At 39.4% G+C, this 17,849-nt stretch carries 16 protein-coding genes; 4 read left to right on the forward strand and 12 right to left on the reverse strand.

Features of this window, described 5'->3' with window-relative positions; translation table 11 throughout:
• The 3 genes from rpmI to thrS all read right to left on the reverse strand — a co-directional run bounded on the left by rpmI (window position 1) and on the right by thrS (window position 2,944).
• Window positions 1-201, reverse strand: coding sequence for a 50S ribosomal protein L35 (rpmI, locus tag WNY98_RS09560; protein ID WP_002960713.1), 201 nt, complete (start codon window positions 199-201; stop codon window positions 1-3).
• Window positions 202-413: 212 nt separating this feature from the next.
• Entirely contained in the window at window positions 414-974 is a 561-nt protein-coding gene (infC, locus tag WNY98_RS09565; protein WP_002960714.1) for a translation initiation factor IF-3, read from the reverse strand.
• Between the two features lie 59 nt (window positions 975-1,033).
• A complete protein-coding gene (gene thrS / locus WNY98_RS09570) occupies window positions 1,034-2,944 on the reverse strand; it encodes a threonine--tRNA ligase (protein ID WP_076923960.1) in 1,911 nt (636 codons plus the stop codon).
• Between the two features lie 355 nt (window positions 2,945-3,299).
• Between thrS and WNY98_RS09575 the strand changes: the two genes are divergently transcribed.
• Entirely contained in the window at window positions 3,300-3,746 is a 447-nt protein-coding gene (locus tag WNY98_RS09575; protein WP_342877757.1) for a DUF3010 family protein, read from the forward strand.
• 185 nt (window positions 3,747-3,931) lie between these two features.
• A complete protein-coding gene (locus WNY98_RS09580) occupies window positions 3,932-5,665 on the forward strand; it encodes an AMP-binding protein (protein ID WP_342877758.1) in 1,734 nt (577 codons plus the stop codon).
• Between the two features lie 101 nt (window positions 5,666-5,766).
• On the opposite strand, the gene hflX is transcribed toward WNY98_RS09580, so the two are convergent.
• The 7 genes from hflX to WNY98_RS09615 all read right to left on the reverse strand — a co-directional run bounded on the left by hflX (window position 5,767) and on the right by WNY98_RS09615 (window position 13,774).
• A complete protein-coding gene (gene hflX, locus WNY98_RS09585; protein ID WP_024600276.1) occupies window positions 5,767-7,119 on the reverse strand; it encodes a GTPase HflX in 1,353 nt (450 codons plus the stop codon).
• Between the two features lie 175 nt (window positions 7,120-7,294).
• Window positions 7,295-8,647, reverse strand: a complete 1,353-nt coding sequence (gdhA, locus tag WNY98_RS09590) for an NADP-specific glutamate dehydrogenase (protein WP_342877759.1) — start codon at window positions 8,645-8,647, stop codon at window positions 7,295-7,297.
• Between the two features lie 373 nt (window positions 8,648-9,020).
• Complete coding sequence (locus WNY98_RS09595) at window positions 9,021-9,494, reverse strand: DUF1456 family protein (protein ID WP_024600278.1); 474 nt, start codon at window positions 9,492-9,494, stop codon at window positions 9,021-9,023.
• 117 nt (window positions 9,495-9,611) lie between these two features.
• Window positions 9,612-10,856: a lipoprotein-releasing ABC transporter permease subunit gene (locus WNY98_RS09600; protein WP_342877760.1), complete on the reverse strand. Its 1,245-nt coding sequence runs from the start codon at window positions 10,854-10,856 to the stop codon at window positions 9,612-9,614.
• Window positions 10,846-11,544 carry a lipoprotein-releasing ABC transporter ATP-binding protein LolD gene (gene lolD, locus WNY98_RS09605; protein WP_342877761.1) on the reverse strand — a complete coding sequence of 233 codons (699 nt, stop codon included), beginning with the start codon at window positions 11,542-11,544 and terminating at the stop codon, window positions 10,846-10,848. Before lolD ends, WNY98_RS09600 begins: the two co-directional genes overlap by 11 nt.
• Window positions 11,537-12,754: a lipoprotein-releasing ABC transporter permease subunit gene (locus WNY98_RS09610; protein ID WP_076923953.1), complete on the reverse strand. Its 1,218-nt coding sequence runs from the start codon at window positions 12,752-12,754 to the stop codon at window positions 11,537-11,539. Before WNY98_RS09610 ends, lolD begins: the two co-directional genes overlap by 8 nt.
• Window positions 12,755-12,901: 147 nt before the next feature.
• Window positions 12,902-13,774: a LysR family transcriptional regulator gene (locus WNY98_RS09615; protein WP_342877762.1), complete on the reverse strand. Its 873-nt coding sequence runs from the start codon at window positions 13,772-13,774 to the stop codon at window positions 12,902-12,904.
• 133 nt (window positions 13,775-13,907) lie between these two features.
• Here WNY98_RS09615 and WNY98_RS09620 point away from each other — a divergent pair, with 133 nt between their 5' ends.
• Entirely contained in the window at window positions 13,908-15,029 is a 1,122-nt protein-coding gene (locus WNY98_RS09620) for an S-(hydroxymethyl)glutathione dehydrogenase/class III alcohol dehydrogenase (RefSeq protein WP_076923952.1), read from the forward strand.
• A gap of 66 nt (window positions 15,030-15,095) precedes the next feature.
• Window positions 15,096-15,938 carry an S-formylglutathione hydrolase gene (gene fghA, locus WNY98_RS09625; RefSeq protein WP_342877763.1) on the forward strand — a complete coding sequence of 281 codons (843 nt, stop codon included), beginning with the start codon at window positions 15,096-15,098 and terminating at the stop codon, window positions 15,936-15,938.
• Here the strand turns inward: fghA and WNY98_RS09630 are convergent.
• Window positions 15,892-16,230 carry a hypothetical protein gene (locus tag WNY98_RS09630; RefSeq protein ID WP_294120610.1) on the reverse strand — a complete coding sequence of 113 codons (339 nt, stop codon included), beginning with the start codon at window positions 16,228-16,230 and terminating at the stop codon, window positions 15,892-15,894. The genes fghA and WNY98_RS09630 overlap by 47 nt on opposite strands.
• Before the next feature lie 72 nt (window positions 16,231-16,302).
• Window positions 16,303-17,820, reverse strand: a complete 1,518-nt coding sequence (locus WNY98_RS09635; RefSeq protein ID WP_342877764.1) for a BCCT family transporter — start codon at window positions 17,818-17,820, stop codon at window positions 16,303-16,305.
• Window positions 17,821-17,849: the final 29 nt, after the last annotated feature.

Raw genomic sequence — 17,849 nt, forward strand, 5'->3', positions numbered from 1 at the left:
TTAAGCGAACGGTAACATACGTGAAACTAGACCATGGTCATTTTTATGAACCATCATCTTAGGACGTAGGTGTAACTTACGCTTAGAAGTTTTCTTAGTCAGAATATGACGAAGATGCGCTTGTTTACGCTTGAAACCGCCAGAAGCAGTCTTTTTGAAACGCTTAGCAGCGCCACTGTGACTTTTTAGCTTATAAGCCATTGGAATAACTCCAAATTGTATTGCTTTTAAATTAGTAAGCAGGCGTGAGATATATTTCTATAGCTCCACTTTTAGGCCTAACTTACTGCCATGTTCCGGTGAAGACCCAACATAAATGCCGCAATCTTACTTTAATACCGGTTAACTCAGGTGAATATTCGCATATTACTTGCAGACCTGAGCTAATTTCGGTGCGTATTATCGCTTAAAAATTATTTTTTAGCAACAGGCGCCATCATCATAACCATTTGGCGACCTTCAACACGATTTGGGAAAGACTCAACTACTGCAAGTTCTTCTAAATCGGCTTTGATACGGTTTAATAATTCTATACCAATTTCTTGGTGAGCCATTTCACGGCCACGGAAGCGGATCGTAATCTTAGCTTTATCGCCAGCTTCTAAGAACTTACGTAAGTTGCGAAGCTTAACCTGATAGTCACCTTCATCCGTACCAGGACGGAATTTGATTTCTTTAATCTGGATTTGCTTTTGCTTCTTTTTCTGCTCTTTTAGTTCTTTGCTTTTTTCAAAGATGAACTTACCGTAGTCCATGATTCTACAAACAGGCGGCTCAGCGTTTGGACTGATCTCAACAAGATCAACACCCGCTGCATCGGCCATAGTTTGCGCGTCTTGTAATGACTGAATTCCAGCTTGTTCGCCTTCAATGTCAATTAAACGAACTTCTTGCGCTGTAATTTCTTCGTTAATACGATTTTTTTGAGCTGTTTGTTGCCCTTTCTTGCCGCCTCTAATAGTACGTTCCTCCAAGAATATCAATAATATAAGCGTGTAATTGGCTGTTTGTTAATGCCTTACACGCTCGATTTTTACTGTCGATTTTTAATTTCTTCGCTAATTTTAGCTACAAAATCATCAACATTAAATTTGCCTAGGTCTTCACCTGTGCGAGTACGCACTGCTACTTCTTGTTGTTCAACTTCTTTATCGCCAACAACAAGCAAGTATGGAATACGCTTCAGTGTATGCTCACGGATTTTAAAGCCAATCTTCTCATTTCTCAAGTCAGCAGCGGCTCTAATTCCAAGTTTATTTAATTTTTGTACAACTTCTTTAACATAAGGAGCCTGTTTATCGGTAATATTCATAATTACCACTTGCTTTGGCGCAAGCCACGTTGGGAATAAACCAGCGTACTCTTCAGTTAAAATGCCAATAAAGCGTTCGATAGAACCTAAAATAGCACGATGTATCATTACAGGTGTACGACGTTCGTTATTTTCTGCTACATAAGTAGCCCCTAAACGACCCGGTAATGCAAAGTCTAATTGCACTGTACCACACTGCCACGCTCTGTCTAAACAATCGTATAAAGTAAATTCAATCTTCGGGCCATAAAACGCGCCTTCACCCGGAAGATAATCAAATTCAATATCGTTTAGCTTAAGTGCTTCGGCTAAAGCAACCTCTGCTTTATCCCACATATGGTCTTCACCAATGCGTTGTTCTGGGCGAGTAGATAGCTTAACTACAATCTTCTCAAATCCGAATGTCTCATATGTATCATAAACCATCTTAATACATGCTGAAACTTCATCCATTATCTGCTCTTCAGTACAGAAAATGTGAGCATCATCTTGTGTAAAGCCACGTACACGCATTAAACCGTGTAGTGCACCTGATGGTTCATTACGATGACAACAACCAAATTCAGCCATACGAAGTGGTAAATCACGGTACGATTTTAAACCTTGGTTAAAGATTTGCACATGGCCTGGGCAGTTCATTGGTTTAATTGCGTATTCACGCTTTTCAGACTCAGTGGTAAACATTGCTTCTGAATACTTTTCCCAGTGACCTGATTTTTCCCAAAGTGAACGGTCCATCATCATTGGACCTTTTACTTCTTCGTACTCATATTCACGTAATTTTTCACGTACAAACTCTTCAAGCTCGCGGTAAATACTCCAACCATCGTTGTGCCAAAATACCATGCCTGGCGCTTCTTCTTGCCAGTGCCATAAATCAAGCGCTTTACCAATACGACGGTGATCGCGTTTTTCAGCTTCTTCAAGGCGTTTTAAATACGCTTTAAGTTGCTTTTTATCGCCCCACGCTGTGCCGTAAATGCGTTGTAGCATTTTGTTTTCTGAATCACCGCGCCAATATGCACCCGCCACTTTCATTATTTTGAAGTTTTGGCAAAATTTCATGTTAGGCACGTGAGGTCCACGACACATGTCTACATATTCTTCGTGATGATATAACCCTGGGCGGTCATCTTTAGCGATGTTTTCGTCCAAAATTTCTATTTTGTATGTTTCGCCACGCGCTTCAAATGTATCGCGTGCTTCTTGCCAGCTTACTGTTTTTTTCACTACGTCGTAGTTTGTTTTTGCAAGTTGCAACATACGCTTTTCAATTGCTTCAAGATCATCTTGTGATAATGAATGTTCCATATCGATATCGTAGTAAAAACCATTGTCAATAGTAGGACCAATTGCCATTTTTGCGTCTGGGAAAAGTTGCTTAACTGCATGACCAATTAAGTGAGCACAAGAGTGACGAATGATTTCAAGGCCGTCATCGTCTTTTGCGGTGATGATCTCAAGGCGAGAGTCTTCACTAATTAAGTCACATGCATCAACACGGTCGCCATTAACACGACCTGCAATGGTCGCTTTAGCTAAACCAGGACCAATATCGTTTGCAACATCAAGCGTACTTACAGGGTTTTCAAAACTACGTTGACTTCCGTCTGGAAGAGTAATAACTGGCATTATAAATCCTTACTACAGTGGTGACACCTACAATGTATCACGTGTATTTTTATTAAATTAAATGAGAATGGCTCGACAACGCTTTTACGAATAAGCATTGACTAATTAATGTAGATGACGAGTCTGTTCAACTACAAGGATATATTGTCGCGTGCTGTGCATTTAATTACAAGTTTAAAGGGGTGAAATCCTCCCGTTTTGAGCACTAAATGCAGCTTTTAGTGCAAAAAAAATCATTTAGTTAAAATATAAAAGCATCAACGCGCTAATTACGCACCTACAACTATACCTACACTCGCATTTTAATGTGCGTTGCGTATAATACTGCGTAATTAAGTTATTTTAGAGAATAGACATGAGAACATGTGGTGTAGAAATTACCGGTAGTGATGTACTACTTTGTATTTTAAGTAAAGATAATGACGTATTTGATATTCGCGATGTGCGCCAAACACGCTTTACCTTAGGTAACGGTAACGACACTGAAGTAATGCGTAAATTTCAATTCGATTTTGCAAAACTAATGCAAGATTACCAAATTGATTCTGTTGCAATCCGTGAGCGTCAGCCTAAAGGTAAATTTGCTGGCAGCGCGAAGGGATTCAAAATGGAAACTGCGATTCAATTAATCGAAAATTTAGATGTACGTTTGTTTACCACAACTGAAATTAAAGAACAGGTAAAGCGTAATCCTATCCCTATTGATTTTGAAGAAACAGGCCTTAAAAAGTACCAAGAAAATGCATTTGTAAACGCTTACGTTTACATCATGAAAAAAACATACCGCAGCGACGAAATGTAAACTCATTACTCGTTAAAAAACGCGTACTTACATTGTAAGACGTGTTTTTTTGTGTCTAAAAAGTAGTATTAGCTTTTATTAATCTAATAATACATTAGTCTAACTGCACTTCTCTTTGTCGACAATATGTGTTTATTTTAACTTTTTAGTTTACATAACTCACACACATTTTCATGGAGAGAGCAATGCACACACACACTATTGCGGTAAAAGAAGTAGAACAAATAAATCACTTACCGTTATCGCAAAGCTATTTTAAAGGTATACAAAGCACACCTTTAACAAATTCAACCATTGGCGAGTACTTTGACTTTATTGTCGACAAAAACCCAGAGGCGTTAGCTGTTGTAGTTCATCATCAGGGTATTCGTTTAACGTATAAGGAATTTCAAAAAGAAGTTAATCAACTCGCTATGGGGTTGCTGGCACTTGGCGTGAAACCTGGCGAACGTGTTGGTATTTGGTCTCCTAATAATATTGAGTGGTGCTTAACCCAATTCGCAACAGCTAAAATTGGCGCAATAATGGTGTGTATTAACCCTGCATATCGCCCTAACGAATTACAATACGCCTTAAATAGTGTTGAATGCTCCACCTTAATTACAGCATCAAACTTCAAAGGCAGTGATTATATAGAAATGCTTAATTGTTTAGCGCCAGAACTTGCAACTTGCGATAAAAACAAACTTAATTTAAAAGCACTGCCCACTCTTAAAAATATAGTCCGCATTGGCGATGAAGCATCTCCTGGTATGCATTCTTTTAATGATGCTATTAACTTGCCAACAGCAGCACATGAGCGTGAATTAAAAGCAATAGGTGCGCACTTAAATGCTGAGCAAGACATCAATATACAATTTACATCAGGCACGACAGGCAACCCAAAAGGCGCAACGCTCACTCATAAAAATATTTTAAATAATGCGCGATTCGTCGCCGAATCCATGCATTTTACAAGCAATGACAAGTTATGCATTCCGATCCCGCTGTATCATTGCTTTGCTATGGTACTAGGTAGCTTATTATGTGTAAGTAAGGGTGCTGCAGCCATTTACCCAGGTGATTCGTTTGATGCAAAAACAACCCTTGATGTAGTGCAACAAGAAGGCTGTACAGCGCTACATGGGGTACCAACTATGTTTATTAGTGAGCTTGAACTAAGTAATTTTAACGATTATGACTTAAGTACTTTACGCACGGGTGTAATGGCAGGTTCAACGTGCCCTGAGCAAGTAATGCGAAAAGTACAAACACAAATGAACATGCATCAAGTGCTCATTGCTTACGGACAAACTGAGTGCAGCCCCATAAACAACATTACCGAAACAGACTCTTCAATAGAGCGCCAAGTAACGACTGTTGGCCGTGCGCTTGCACATACCGAGGTTAAAATTATTGACGAGTTGGGTAACATTCAACAAATTGGTCAACCTGGCGAAGTGTGTAGTAAAGGTGCAGGTATAATGCGCTGCTATTGGAATGACGAATCTAAAACAAAAGCCACAATAGATGACAGCGGTTGGCTGCACTCTGGTGATTTAGGTGTTATGGATACTGAAGGGTTTGTCACTATAGTCGGGCGTATTAAGGATATGATTATTCGCGGCGGCGAAAACATTTATCCGCGCGAAATAGAAGAAGTGCTTTACACCTACCCAGGCATTCAAGATGCAGCCATATTTGGTATAACAGATGAAAAGTATGGCGAGGAAGTGTGCGCTTGGATCCAACCAAAAGAAGATGCAGTGCTGGATGAGCAAGCAGTTCGTGAGTTTTTGAAAGACAAACTAGCCTACTTTAAAATGCCACGACATATCCGTTTTGTAGAAAACTACCCAATGACAGTAACAGGTAAACTGCAAAAATTTAAAATGCGAGAGCAAATGCAAGAAGAGCTAAGCGATAAGGCTTTCTCTTAATTTCTCTTCTATGGAAAACCTGTATTGCGAATAATAAATTTACCTCAAGCAACTATTAAAAAGCACAGCCGATTGGCTGTGCTTTTTATGTTTTGAATTTATTATAAATCCAACATTCTCTTTTTTAAACGCTCTAAATCAATCGCACTTGAGCGTACTGTTAATTTAATATGGCTGTATTCATATTCTTCTTTAACAACACTCATACTCGATCGAATTTCGCCCACGATACCTTTGGCTGTGTACGGTATAACAATCTCTTCTTCAATCATGTCTTCTTGAGCAATATCAACAATATATTTATGTAGTTTACTAATATCATCAGGGTTACGCGTAGAGGTCATCATTGCATCAGGAAACTCATCCATTAGCGATTGCTGCTGCTCAGTACTTAATTGGTCTGATTTATTCAGCACTAATAATTTTTTGCTGCCTTCCACACCAACTTCTGCCAGTACTTTATGTACTACTTCAAGCTGTGAACGAAAAGAAGGGTCTGATGCATCAACCACATACAAAAGTAGCGACGCATCATGTGCTTCAGCGAGTGTTGAGTGAAACGAAGCAACCAAATCGTGTGGTAACTTTTTAATAAAACCAACTGTATCAGATACGAGTATACGAGGCTGTGTAATGGGATATAACGCACGAACTGTAGTATCTAGCGTTGCAAAAAGTTTGTTTTCGCCTTCCACATCACTGCCTGTAATTGCGCGCATCATTGATGATTTTCCCGCATTGGTGTAACCAATTAAAGCTACTGAAAATAGCTCAGAGCGCTGCGTTCGTCTGTCCATCATTACATCTTGAACACTAACAAGCTCACGCTTTAATTCTGCTAATTGATCGCGCACCTTACGGCGATTTAGCTCAAGGGTGGTTTCACCCGCCCCTTTACCCATTTGGCGTTCTTTATCACCTGTTGATGTTTCACGAAGTCGTGGCGCGACATAATTAAGGCGAGCAATTTCAACTTGTAATTTTGCTGTTTTAGTTCGCGCATGGCGGCTAAATATTTCAATGATTATGCCTGTGCGGTCAAATACTTCTACACCTAATTGGTTCTCAACATTACGTAGCTGAGAAGGCGTTAGATCGCAATCAAATACTACAACATCGGCACACGCAAAATCTAAATCGTCTGATGGGATTTCTGACGGCATGTCAGATAATGGATCGTCATCAAGAACATTTTCATCTTCTTGCTCATCTGCAGCAGACCCTTTATTACCGGTAAGGTGCGCTATTTCTGCTAGTTTGCCTGAGCCAAGTACATTAACCTTTTGGGTAGAACTTTGCTTTTGCGATTGAGTACCTACTACTTTAAACCCTAAAGTAGTGACCAAGCGCGCAAGTTCTGCAAGCGACTCTGTAGCTTCGTCTCCTTTAAACTGTGGTGTGCTAATAGAAATAAGTAAGGCGTTTGGAAGTGATGCTTTTGCAGTTGTTTGCATAAATTTTTGTGTTAATGCACTAAGGTGCAAACCTATTTTTCATTCGAAAGTAAGTTGATCCTACGCTGTTATAGCTCAGCTTTATAGAGTTATAATTAACTAATCACGTTTATAACTAAATCTAGCCACAATTAGATATAAATTTATGGCTAAATTTGGCACTCAATCGTATTTTTTATACTACGCCTTGCTCAATCATTGCATCGGCAACGCGCCTAAAGCCTGCAATATTAGCACCCAATAAAAGGTTTCCTGGCTCACCAAATTCTGTAGCGGTATCGTTGGCTGTCACAAATATATTTTTCATAATTTGCTTTAGTTTCTCGTCAACCTCTTCAAAGGTCCAACTTTGCATACTCGCATTTTGTGCCATTTCTAATTGGCTTGTCGCAACGCCACCGGCATTGGCCGCTTTGCCTGGTCCATACGCAATTTTTGCAGCAATAAAGCAATCAATAGCCTCTTTTGTTGAAGGCATATTTGCGCCTTCACTTACTAATAAACAACCGCCAGATAATAATGCGTTAGCGTCTGCCTGTGTTAATTCATTTTGTGTGGCGCACGGAAAAGCAGCGGCAGCATTAAAGCGCCAAACAGCATGCCCATCTTTAGGGTAGTCATTTACAGCAATATAAATAGCATCAGGATGAGTTTGTTTGTATACGCTCAAGCAATCACGCGATTGCTCTTTCAAACATTTAATAAGATTTAAATCTATACCCGACTCATGATACACAGTGCCACGAGAGTCGCTGCAACTTACAGGTGTTGCACCCATTTGATAAAGTTTTTCCATAGCATAAATAGCAACATTACCTGCGCCCGAGACTAAGCAGCGCTTACCTTGTAGGCTATCACCGCGTGCTTGCAGCATGTAGTCAGCAAAATAAACAGCGCCGTATCCCGTAGCTTCTTTTCGAACAAGCGATCCACCCCACAATAAGCTTTTACCTGTTAAAACGCCTTCATAGCGACCAGTTAAACGTTTATATTGACCAAACAAGTAACCTATTTCTCTCGCCCCTACTCCAATGTCTCCAGCAGGTACGTCGGTTGTAGGGCCAATATGGCGATAGAGCTCGCTCATAAATGATTGGCAAAAACGCATTATTTCAGCATCTGAGCGCCCTTTTGGATCAAAGTTTGCCCCGCCTTTACCACCACCGATTGGTAAACCTGTCAAAGCATTTTTAAATATTTGCTCAAACCCTAAAAATTTAATTATGCTGGCATTTACACTTGAGTGAAAACGTAAGCCTCCTTTATAGGGGCCAAGTGCAGAGTTAAACTCAATTCTGTAGCCTTTATTTACCTGAATATTGCCTTCGTCATCAACCCAAGGAACTCTAAACATAATTTGGCGTTCGGGCTCTACTAAGCGTTGAATAATGGCATTTTTTTTGTATTTTTCTGAGTTTTCTAAGATCGGTTCGAGTGATTCAAGCACTTCTTCAACAGCTTGATAAAACTCGCATTGTGCAGGACTACTATTTTTTAATTGTGCGATTGTGCTATGGATATAATTCATATTTATTCTTCCGTGTTAATAATAAAAGTATTTATCAGATGTTAAAGTAAACGTGATCAAGTTTATGACTCATGCTTTAAGGTCTTAATTTAATATAATTAACTGTTACCTTAGCATGGAAAGTTAAGATATTTAACGTGCAGCACTTGAATTATTTTTGATTGGAAGATTGATTTTTATTTATTAAAGATGAATTTAAATTCACAGCTGTACGCTAATATTCGTACAAGCTAAATTGTAATGTTTTTAAAAGGGAATTTTAGAAGTATTAGATTAGGTGTGGGTTTGTTTAAAAATATAAAAATTAATGGGCTTTATACTGCATTGCGCTCGCAAAAAACCCATTAACTAAAAGCTAATTAGCTAAAACCAGTTACTCAGCAGACTCTTCTGGACGGTGCTGCTTTTGTACGCCAGTTAAAAACAAGCGTAATATTTGATCGTTACAAACACGGTAATGTTTGTTATCTACTTTTCGAGAAAACGCGCTTAACTCATGTTTACTTAAATCAAAATCAACAAGTGCAAGTGTTGCTATAACATCTTCTGCTTTCATGTTTAAAGCAATACGTAGCTTCATAAAAATAATATTGTTGTTTAGCTTTTTCTCAGGCTCTGGTTGCTCACCTTCGCGTTTGCCACGTTGGGTATTAATAAATCCATTTAAAAAGCTAGCAAACTCAGTATCACTTATTGGGGTAAAAGCCTCTTCACCTTCTTTAGTTAACCATGCAATTACTTGCTCTTTGGTAACAGCATGCTCTGCTGATGCAAAAACATTGACCATAGCAGTATCAGTTAAGTTAAAAGTGTAGCGAATGCGGCGTAAAATATCGTTATTAGTCAAAGTAAATCCCAAAGTGAGGTATAGCAACCAAGCAGTTATTGCTTAATTTTAAATAAGCACCTAGTTTAACAGGTTTACTAATACCACCCTATTAATTTTTATTTAAGCTTTATATACCTAGTTACCTAGCACCTTGGCAGGATCTACGCGCGTTGCTTGCCATGCAGGATAAATAGTGGCAAGTATCGCAAGCACAAACGTAACAATTACTGTAATACCAATGTCTTCAAGTACTAATTTACTTGGTAAAAACTCTATAAAATAAACACCTTCAAGCGGATTGGCTCCAAATAATTGGCTTATCCACGTAAAAAGCTCACTTATATTAAGCGCTAACACCACCCCAATTAGTGTTCCTAGTGCCACGCCTACAAATGCTTGCATTAAGCCCTGCATTACAAAGGTGGCTAAAATAGTGCTGTCTTTCGCGCCCATGGTTTTTAAAATAGCAATATTGCCTTGTTTTTCGCGCACTTCCATCACCAAGGAAGACACAATATTAAAACTAGCTACTGCAATAATTAAAAACACCACAATATAAACAATGGTACGTACCATTTGAATATCTTGATACAGGCTGCCTTGCGTTCTAAACCAACTAGAAATATACACATAGTCGTCAATAGTTTGGCCCACTTTTAACGCTATTTGATGCGCTGAAAATACATCATCAACACTTAATCGCAGCCCTGTGACTTGAGTCTCGTCGTAACCCAATGCTTGCTGCGCTTTGTTAATATGTATAAACGCAGCGGTACTATCAATCGGCCCGCCCATTTCTATAACACCTGCAAGATTAAGTGTTACGCGTTTCGGCGCTAATAACGACTGACCTTTTTGACTAATTTGCGGAATAAGTAACGTAATGTTGTCGCCTACTTTGGCATCTAACTGTTTTACTATTTGCTTGCCTAAGATAACGTCATCAAAGCCTAACTGGCTCACTAATTTACCACTGGTAAACTGGTTTACCGCCGATACATTACTCTCGAGCGATGGCTCTACACCACGAATTTCAACTGCTTTTAACTGGTTTTTATATTGCGCCATCCCATTTACAGCAATAAATGGCGCAGCCCCTGTTACATGCGGTTGTGTTTGTAAATCCTCAACCTTTTGCGACCAATTCGCGATGGGTCTACTTGGTGCTACATATTCAACCTGCGGTACAACACTTAGTAAGCGGTGTACTAGTTGCTGCTCAAAGCCATTAATTACAGACAGCGCCACAATTAAAACCGCGACACCTAATAAAATACCAATAGTCGATGCTTTAGCGATAAAACTAACAAAGCCGTTTTTTTCGTCTTTATGGCCTGAGTAAGCTCTAAAGCGTTTACTTAAAAATGCACTAAGCAACATACTGCGACTCTTTAATAGCTAGTTTTCCATCATCTAAATACGCTATTTTACCCAGCTTATCGGCAAGCTCTAAATCGTGTGTAACCACTACAAAACTCGTATTTAAACTTTGGTTTAGCTCGTTAATTAAATCGTAAATTTTAATCGCGTTTTGTTTATCTAAATTACCGGTTGGCTCATCAGCAAGCACAAGCGCAGGTTTAGTAACCAGTGCACGGGCTATTGCCACGCGTTGGCGCTCTCCACCAGAAAGTGCAGACGGTTTATGTGAGCAGCGATGTGCAAGGCCTACTTTTTCGAGCATATCGAGTGCTTGTACTTTAGCCTCTTTTGCACTTAAGCCTTTAATTAATAATGGCATAGCTACGTTTTCTAACGCGCTAAACTCCATTAATAAATGATGAAATTGATAGATAAACCCTAAATTTTGGTTTCTAAATGCGGCTTGCTCTGTTCGCGAAAGTTTTGCAACTTCTTGGTTTTTAATTTTAGCGCTACCCGAACTTGCGGTATCTAATGTGCCAAGTATATGTAAAAGCGTACTTTTACCAGAGCCTGAGCTACCCACAATCGCGAGCATTTCGCCTTGCTGCAAAGCTAAATCAACGCCTTTTAATACTTCAACTTGGTTGTTGCCGTCTTGATAAACCTTACTTAAATTTTCACAACTAATAACTAAATCATTCATAACGTAATACCTCTGCTGGTTTTACTTTTGCGGCTTTACGCGCAGGATATAAGGTAGCTAAAAAGCTCATAGCAATACTGGCAAACGCTATTATTACTAAACTCAAAATATCAAATTTTACCGGAAGCTCTATACCTGCAAGTAAGTTTAAACCCACTAATGCAAGTAACTCATTTATATACAAACTAAATATAACACCTAAAAACGCACCTATTGCAGTACCTATTACACCGTTATATAAGCCTTGTACCATAAATACTTTTTGTACTTGCGAAGGAGTTAAACCTAACGTTTGTAGTATGGCTACCTCGCCTTGTTTTTCACTCACCATCATGGTTAAAGCCGATACAATATTAAACACAGCCACCAATACAATAAGTGCAAGCAACATCGACATAATGCGTTTTTCCATTGCAACGGCTGCAAATAAAGTCCCTTGAGTACTGCGCCAATCACTATAATTATGATCGTTTAAAATACGCTGGCTGGCTTCAATAAATTCATCTAGCTCGAACGGTTCGTGCAACGAGATACTTAAATTAGGGGCGGTGTTTTTATCGAGCTTAAGCACGCGTTGCAGCGAAGCGCCGCTGGTAAACGCAAGTGCCATATCGATTTCAGAGCCGGTTTCGTATATTGCGGCAACTTTAAATAAACGCTGGCTAGGTACTCGCCCAAGTGGTGTATAAGTTGAAGCATTAGGCATAATAACGCGCAGCTTATCACCAACGCTAACGCCTAATTTACGACTCAAATAACGGCTTATAGCAATACTGTAGTTTTTGTTAAGTACGGTTTTCCAATCGCCTTGCACTATTTTGTCGGTAATTTTATATAAAGAGCCGTTATCGTCGTAAAGGCCTTGCAGTAACACGCCGTGTAAATCTTTATTAGTTTGTAAAATAGCTTCTCCGTGGCGATATAAGCTTACATGGTCAACATAGGGAGATTGTTCGAGATCGGTTTTTAGGTCATTCATTTGTGTAGCGGTATGTGCTTCCGCTTTTATTTCAACGTGAGGAATAAGCCCTAGCATGTTCGTTTTTAAGCTATTTTCAAAGCCATTCATTACACTGCTGACCGTAAATAAAGCCATTAAACCAATAGCGATACCGGCAATAGAAAAAAACGATATAAAGGATATAAACGCATTTCCCTTAGAGGAGCGACTGTATCTAAGCCCAATAAATAAGCTAACCGGTTGAAACATATTATTTTTAACACTTATCCTAAAAGTATTTAGCAATAGTAGCACGAAAAAAGTGCCTTTGGGTATGGCGTAAAATGTAAGAAATAATTTAAAAATCTGATACTTGGCTATATTTAAAGCAATACATGTTTAACCATTAATTCGCGGTTAAGTTTTAAGCCCTTTAACTAAATAATCGAGTAAAACGCGTACATTAGTGGCCACAAACTGCCTTGGTGGGTACACGCCCCACACCCCTTCTTGCTGTGGTTGATAAGCTGTTAAAATAGGGACTAATTCTCCAGAGGAAATTTCGTTGCCAATGTAGTAGTCGGGTAACTGTACAATACCAAGCCCTTTTTTAGCGCCATCCACCAGCGCCCAACCACTATTGCACTGTAATCGCCCCGCTATTTTGATGTGTTTATCGCGCCCATTTTCGTTTACGCGCCAGTAGCTACTATTACCAATTAAACATTCATGGCTGTTTAGCTCGCCTAAAGTATGCGGCTCACCAAATCGAGTTAAATACTGTGGTGCCGCGCACATAATAAAGCGCCTTGCACTTAACCTGCGTGCTTTTAAGCTTGAATCTTTTAGATGCCCTAACCTTATTGCTAAATCAAAGCCGCCTTCTAGCAAGTTTTCTTGCTCGTTGCTTAATGTGGCAACAACTTCTACCTCAGGATGGTCATACATAAAGTTATTCACTAAAGGCATTATGAACGTTTCCCCGTACATAACCGGAGCAGTGAGTTTAATTTTACCCTTTGGTGTAGTTTGGTGCGTGGCAAGACCTTGCGTTGCTTCATCCATAGCATATTGTAAATGCTTTATTTGATGTAAATACGCTTCACCCTCTTTGGTCAAAACGACTTTACGGGTTGTACGGGTTAAAAGTTGAGTATTTAAACGTTGCTCAAGCGCTGTAACATGGCGGCTAATATGCGCAACCGAAAGCCCTAGCGTTTTAGCAGCTGCGGTAAAGCTGCCCTCTTCACCTACCGCTATAAACTCATCTATCCCATCCCAACGCGCCATTATTACCATACTGTAAAAGTGTTTTAATAAATCAGAGATTATCATTGTTTGAGAAACAAATACAATACGCGCATCACCCAAGCAATTTGGGTCTACAATTATTTTTTAATAGCCAGTTAAAGGAAATAAAAACATGTCTGAATTTATTAAATCAAAAGCTGCCATTGCTTGGGGTCCTAATCAACCACTTAGTGTTGAGGAAGTTGATGTAATGATGCCTAAAAAAGGCGAAGTAATGGTAAAAATTACCGCTACTGGTGTATGTCATACCGATGCATTTACATTATCGGGTGAAGATCCTGAAGGCATATTTCCTGCTATTTTAGGCCATGAAGGCGCTGGTGTTGTCTATGCCGTTGGCGAAGGCGTAACCAGTGTTGAAGTTGGGGACCATGTTATTCCTCTATACACTGCTGAATGTGGCGTATGTAAAATGTGTACTTCAGGTAAAACTAATCTATGTTCAGCTGTACGCGAAACTCAAGGTAAAGGCCTAATGCCAGATGGCACAACACGCTTTTTTAAAGACGGCCAACCAATTTACCACTACATGGGTACATCAACGTTCTCTGAGTACACTGTATTACCAGAAATTTCACTCGCTAAAGTAAATAAAGAAGCCTCTTTAGAAGAGATTTGCTTACTAGGCTGTGGTGTAACAACAGGTATGGGTGCAGTAACAAATACAGCTAACGTAAAACCTGGTGATACGGTTGCTATATTCGGCTTAGGCGGTATTGGTTTATCAGCCATTATTGGCGCAAAAATGGCTGGTGCGGGTCGTATTATTGGTGTTGATATAAACACCACTAAATTCGATTTAGCAACAAAACTTGGTGCAACTGATTTAATTAATCCAAAAGATTTCGACAAGCCAATTCAAGAAGTTATTGTTGAAATGACTGACGGTGGCGTTGACTACTCGTTTGAATGTATTGGTAATGTTGATGTTATGCGCTCAGCGCTTGAGTGTTGTCATAAGGGCTGGGGCGAATCGGTAATTATTGGTGTAGCCGGTGCTGGCCAAGAAATATCAACCCGTCCGTTTCAACTGGTAACTGGGCGTGTATGGCGTGGCAGTGCGTTTGGTGGCGTTAAGGGCCGTTCACAACTACCTGAAATAGTAGAGCGTTATATGGCTGGAGAATTTGCTCTTAACGACTTTATTACCCATACAATGGGCCTTGAAGATATTAACGAAGCATTTGATTTAATGCACGAAGGTAAAAGCATTCGTACAGTAATTCATTACTAATATTTGCTTAAATACGTTTAATAATGAGCCGTAATACTTCTAAGTTTACGGCTTTAAGGATTAAGTATGTTAGAAAATATTTCAAGTGTAAAAGTGTCTGGCGGTTGGCATAAACAATATACTCACAGCTCGCAAAGTACACATTGCACTATGCGCTTTGCCGTATTTTTACCACCTGGTGCAAGTGAAGCAAACAAAGTACCGGTACTTTATTGGCTATCAGGTTTAACTTGTACTGACGAAAATTTTATGCAAAAAGCCGGCGCATTTAAAAAAGCTGCCGAGCTGGGTATTGCTATTGTAGCACCTGACACTAGCCCACGCGGCGAAAACGTACCCAACGAAGACAGCTACGACTTTGCTCAAGGCGCAGGCTTTTACGTAAATGCTACGCAAGCTCCTTACAATACCCATTTTAATATGTACAATTATGTTGTTAGTGAGTTACCAGCACTTATAGAACAACATTTTCCGGTAACAAGCACAAAAGCAATTAGCGGTCACTCTATGGGAGGGCATGGTGCATTAATGGTTGCACTTAAAAACCCAACTGCGTTTGTAAGTGCCTCGGCTTTTAGCCCTATCGTAAATCCGATTGAATGCCCTTGGGGTGTAAAAGCATTTACTGGTTATTTAGGAAATGATAAAGCGCTTTGGTCACAATATGACAGCTGCGAGTTAATGAAAAGCGCAGAGCAAGCTAATTACTTACCCATGTTAGTGAGTCAGGGTGATGCTGATGGCTTTTTACAAGAGCAACTTAAGCCAGAAAACCTAGTCGCTATTGCTGATAAAAAAGGCTACCCGCTTACACTTGAAATGCAAGCCGGCTACGATCATAGCTACTTTTTTATAAGCAGCTTTATTGACCAACACTTATTATTTCATCATCAGTTTTTAACTGCTTAGATTCAGTAGTGTGTAGAGATGACTTTTCTACCTCTACACACTCTTTCAATACTTTACTCACTTGCCTGCATACTTGTACCGTATTGTTATTGCCCTTACCTTTAATAAATTCAACTATAGCCATATCGGCTTCAACACCGAGTTTAGTAAAGCTAAATCCCTCTTTATCTTTTACAACAGGCCCCGCATTTACTGGGCCAGGTTGAGAGCGCGCTGCCCCATCGAAAATTATACCCGCAGCAGCGCAACCAATTAATACATTTGAAAATAAAATAATCAATAAAGTACGCATTATTAACCCCACCAATATAATTACCTAAATTATATACAATTTTAAAAATAGCATTGTAAAAAAATGTAAGCCTTAGTGCTTAAATTCACGTATGAACTCTTTAATAAAACCCACCAGCTGTAAAATAAAAATAATCAAAAAAGGAAGCGCGCCAATAATAGCAACGCTTCTGTTTAATGGTTCATTGTTTTGTACTAACAAAACAAAAGCGCATAACCCTAGTGCAAACGACCAAGCATACAAACTCCATGTTTGAGCTTCACTTGCACCACTTAACTCACGAATTACCAAAACAGCTGAGTCTGCTGATGTGGCTACAAAAATGAGTAACAGCAATAAACTTGACCAAATTAATAAACCACCTTGCCACCCTAATTGCTCGAAAAATACAAATAGCCCTTGTGTATAATCAGCTTTAATAGCCGCTAAAATACCTGCATTATGCGTTTGATCCCAGGAAATTGCAGAGCCCGAAAACACACTAAACCATATAATAGTCACAAAGGTTGGTACAAATACAACACCTACAATATATTGCCAAACCGGCCGTCCTTGGCTAATTTTTGCCAAAAACACACCAACAAACGGGCCCCAAGCTAACCACCAAAAATAGTAATTGTATGTCCAACCTGTTGCCCATGCAGGGTCATTAAGTACGCTTTCAAACTGCCATGTACCTGTGGTTATAAGCTGAATGTAATCCCATGTACCGCCTATCGCTATGTCTATAATTGGCTGTATAGGCACAAAAATTAATAGCCATGCTATAAGTGCAAAGGCTAAAAACATATTAAACTTACTAAGAGTCTGAATGCCTTTTTTAAGCCCCAACTTTGCAGAAATGGTATAAAGCAGTGCAATTAAAAAAATAATAATAAACCCCGAAAGTAAAGCCGATTCAACCCCTAGCTCAAGCTCAAGCCCTTTACGCAGTAATAAAGTTGAATTAGCAATTGTGCCCACTACACCAAAAAATATTGCAAGTATGGCAATTAATTTAATGCTAAAGCTCAGCTGTAACTGCCAAGCCCGATTAATAACGCCTTTAGCTGCACTGATCACAGGCGCACTAATATCGCCCGCTTTACCACTATTACGAGTAAGCCCACCTAATAACAAGCCAAATACTGCATAGAGCGCCCATGCATGCGCGCCCCAATTAACTAAGGTAAGCGCCAAACCACTTGTTTGGTGGTTGGGATACAAGCTTTGCTTTAAAGGCGAGTTAACCGTGTGTAGTGCAGGCTCTGCTACTCCCCAAAATATAAGTCCTGAGCCCATCCCTGCTGCAAACAACATAGAAAGCCAACCAAAGGTACTAAACTCAACAAGTGCTTGCGCTCCTCCTATTTTTCGTTGCCCTAATGGGCTTATAGCAATAGCTATTACAGAAAAAAGTAACAAGTTTACCAATATAAAAAATGGCGACCCTAAATAACCTAAAATTTTATTAATAGCGGGTTGTAAGTGCTCTGTGAGTAATTCAGGAAATAAAAAAGCAATAACAGATAACCCAACGCAAAATAGTAAGGCAGTTTTTTCAAGCTTAGTGGGTGTGCTTAATGTTTTATTTAAAGGCAAGAGATTCACATAGGTGTCTTTTAGTCTGGATAAAAGAA

The organism is Pseudoalteromonas sp. AS71 (assembly GCF_038900275.1).
Taxonomy (GTDB): Bacteria; Pseudomonadota; Gammaproteobacteria; order Enterobacterales; family Alteromonadaceae; genus Pseudoalteromonas.

What these genes read in the sequence shown, in the direction of transcription:
- rpmI (WP_002960713.1), bottom strand. Translation starts at nt 201, where the DNA reads ATGGCTTATAAGCTAAAAAGTCACAGTGGCGCTGCTAAGCGTTTCAAA.
- thrS (WP_076923960.1), bottom strand. Translation starts at nt 2,944, where the DNA reads ATGCCAGTTATTACTCTTCCAGACGGAAGTCAACGTAGTTTTGAAAAC.
- WNY98_RS09575 (WP_342877757.1), top strand. Translation starts at nt 3,300, where the DNA reads ATGAGAACATGTGGTGTAGAAATTACCGGTAGTGATGTACTACTTTGT.
- WNY98_RS09580 (WP_342877758.1), top strand. Translation starts at nt 3,932, where the DNA reads ATGCACACACACACTATTGCGGTAAAAGAAGTAGAACAAATAAATCAC.
- hflX (WP_024600276.1), bottom strand. Translation starts at nt 7,119, where the DNA reads ATGCAAACAACTGCAAAAGCATCACTTCCAAACGCCTTACTTATTTCT.
- gdhA (WP_342877759.1), bottom strand. Translation starts at nt 8,647, where the DNA reads ATGAATTATATCCATAGCACAATCGCACAATTAAAAAATAGTAGTCCT.
- WNY98_RS09600 (WP_342877760.1), bottom strand. Translation starts at nt 10,856, where the DNA reads ATGTTGCTTAGTGCATTTTTAAGTAAACGCTTTAGAGCTTACTCAGGC.
- lolD (WP_342877761.1), bottom strand. Translation starts at nt 11,544, where the DNA reads ATGAATGATTTAGTTATTAGTTGTGAAAATTTAAGTAAGGTTTATCAA.
- WNY98_RS09610 (WP_076923953.1), bottom strand. Translation starts at nt 12,754, where the DNA reads ATGTTTCAACCGGTTAGCTTATTTATTGGGCTTAGATACAGTCGCTCC.
- WNY98_RS09615 (WP_342877762.1), bottom strand. Translation starts at nt 13,774, where the DNA reads ATGGCGCGTTGGGATGGGATAGATGAGTTTATAGCGGTAGGTGAAGAG.
- WNY98_RS09620 (WP_076923952.1), top strand. Translation starts at nt 13,908, where the DNA reads ATGTCTGAATTTATTAAATCAAAAGCTGCCATTGCTTGGGGTCCTAAT.
- fghA (WP_342877763.1), top strand. Translation starts at nt 15,096, where the DNA reads ATGTTAGAAAATATTTCAAGTGTAAAAGTGTCTGGCGGTTGGCATAAA.
- WNY98_RS09630 (WP_294120610.1), bottom strand. Translation starts at nt 16,230, where the DNA reads ATGCGTACTTTATTGATTATTTTATTTTCAAATGTATTAATTGGTTGC.